This window comes from Tateyamaria pelophila (assembly GCF_019966495.1).
Taxonomy (GTDB): domain Bacteria; phylum Pseudomonadota; class Alphaproteobacteria; order Rhodobacterales; family Rhodobacteraceae; genus Tateyamaria; species Tateyamaria pelophila.
Map to the genome: position 1 here is coordinate 1 of NZ_JAIMIA010000275.1, position 2,188 is coordinate 2,188.

2 protein-coding genes are annotated in these 2,188 nt (G+C 52.6%); one reads left to right on the forward strand and one right to left on the reverse strand.

Annotation, left to right across the window (positions count from 1 at the left end; all coding sequences use genetic code 11):
• Positions 1-422 precede the first annotated feature (422 nt).
• Entirely contained in the window at positions 423-728 is a 306-nt protein-coding gene (locus LC354_RS27580; protein WP_223429122.1) for a hypothetical protein, read from the reverse strand.
• A 527-nt stretch (positions 729-1,255) separates the two neighbouring features.
• Between LC354_RS27580 and LC354_RS27585 the strand changes: the two genes are divergently transcribed.
• On the forward strand, positions 1,256-2,188 hold a 933-nt coding region (locus LC354_RS27585; protein WP_223429123.1), incomplete at its 3' end, for an AAA family ATPase.

Below are 2,188 nucleotides of genomic sequence, written 5' to 3' on the forward strand. Positions count from 1 at the left end.
GACGCGACACATCCAAAGGCTCTCTCAGCATTAAACTCAAGCGAGCTGGATGGGACGAGGCATTCTTATGCAGCGTTCTCAATGGGCTGTAAGAGGCATGATGCCAAACGCGATTGCCCTGTACCAAAAAGAGTTGCTTCCTCTGAAGCCGGTCTTCGGCAACACCAAGAAATCAGGGAAAGCAGTCGGTAGACCCCGCTCTGTGTATACTGGCCAACTACACTTTAAAGTTTTGGAAGAAGACCAAATTTGGTTCAAAGAAACTGCGCGTTCATATGAGGTTCAGCAAGGGAGGTTTTTTAATCACCTGCGGAAACTCTTTGAGACTCATGGCTAAGGTTCCTGCCAATTGGACTTGGCGTTACTACGAGCAAATATCCGTTTCCGACATCAAGCGCCTAGCTGTCAACCAGGTGAGAAGTTCAGGCATCAATGAGCGCGTCTTCTCGCACCTCTCCAATTTCGAGAGCAAGCTCAGTTTCAATGTTTGAAGAGTAGTTATCCAGCGAAAAACCACGCATAGTGCGTTCGTTTGGTCCAGCATACGCGCGACTGCCATCCCACAATTTTACAGTAAATTGTCCCTTTTCGAGATCTTCAATCGAGTCCCAGGCAACGGCAATCCCGAATTCTCCGTTCAGATCAAGCCACTTGTCGTGACCGCCGTCTGAGTCCAGTTGTTCAAGAATTTCATAGGTGTGATCTTTGCAAATTTGTTCAATGTTCATGACTTACTCCAGTTTTGTATGACGGGAGTGTATCGGGGATTGGGGCTCAGATCGTTTCGAACTGGTTAACAGATCGTCGTTTTTACCGTGGCAAATAGGTATGGCGTTTGCCGCAATGACGTTGCTTTCCATTGGGGTAACTGACCGACCGAGCGCCAGATATCTGGCACCTATGTCAGAAGGCAAACTGGCATGAGAATGCGACCGCCGCGTGTTCAGGTCTGGTTCGGATTCGAGCAAGATCACCTTTGATATCTCGGTGCAGTTCGTTGGGTTGGCACCTTCAGGTGAGCCTTGGTAGGCACGCCACGCAAACTTTGCCTTGATATGGCGAAAATGTTCCCTTAATGCTCCGCGCATGACACCCTCGTTCACCATACGCAGCCTCCGAATACCGTTCTGATCGCAGAACGACTTTCCCAAAAAGGGAGGCTGAACAGGTGCACTTCGGTTTTGATTTCCAAAAGTGCTGTTTGATCTGACGGTTCGTTTGAACCGAGCCTCCGCGTATTCCTGCGAGGCAACAGATGACTGACTCACACAAACCTGAAGAAGACGAACGAAAAGCTGCTTTGGATCTCATCAAACAGCACATCGGTTACATGGCCGACAGCGTTGAAGACCTGTTTGAAGGCTGGGACGACATTGACATCGCCATGCTCCGCAATGCGATCCTCGTGTCAGCGACAAAGTCCGAAATCTGCGACGCCGTGTCCCGCGCGGCTCCAGATGACTCCGACGAGCCGTGGTGCGTGGAAACCTACGCCCAGTTTTCGAAAGTCCGGTTTCGGGACCGGGCGGTCGGCGACCGAGCGAGGGCGGCGCTGCGAAGATGCCTGGCCGTTCTTTCGCAGAGCGAGTTCGAAGCGCTGAAGAAGGCGATGCCCCGGATCCAGGAAAAGCCAGCACAGCCCGGGGCGTATCTCATCGATGTTCACAACCACGATGATCTTCCCCGAACTGTGAGCAAAGAGTTCGAAGACATCGACGCACTGCTCCACATCCGAGACACGACCAAGGTCGGGTCCGCGCGTTTGAAGGCCGCAGAAGCCTTGTCCGTGAAATTCCCCAATGCCGCTGACGTGATTCATGGGTTGCTGTCGGAGGTGCGACATTCAATGAGCTTTGGCGACGACACATTGAAGTTCCGGCCAACCATCATCTTTGGAAAACCGGGGATCGGCAAAACGACGGTTGTCAGGGCGCTCTGCGACGCACTGGGTGTCGAGCCGTATATTGTCAGTGTCGCTGGTCACAGTGACGCAAATATCTTTGGTGTTTCGGCCGGGTGGTCCACCGCGATGCCCAGCATCATGACCACTGCTGTTCTGCGTCAGAAAGCTATCAACTCTGTGCTCGTTCTCGATGAGATCGACAAAGTGCGTATCCGTCTGGTGTCGGCGCGGTTTCAGGCCTTTTCCGGCTGCCAGTTCCACGGCATGAGTTCGTCGATGCGATTG

Excerpts from the sequence above, each read along its gene's own strand:
- LC354_RS27580 (WP_223429122.1), bottom strand. The coding sequence starts at position 728 with ATGAACATTGAACAAATTTGCAAAGATCACACCTATGAAATTCTTGAA.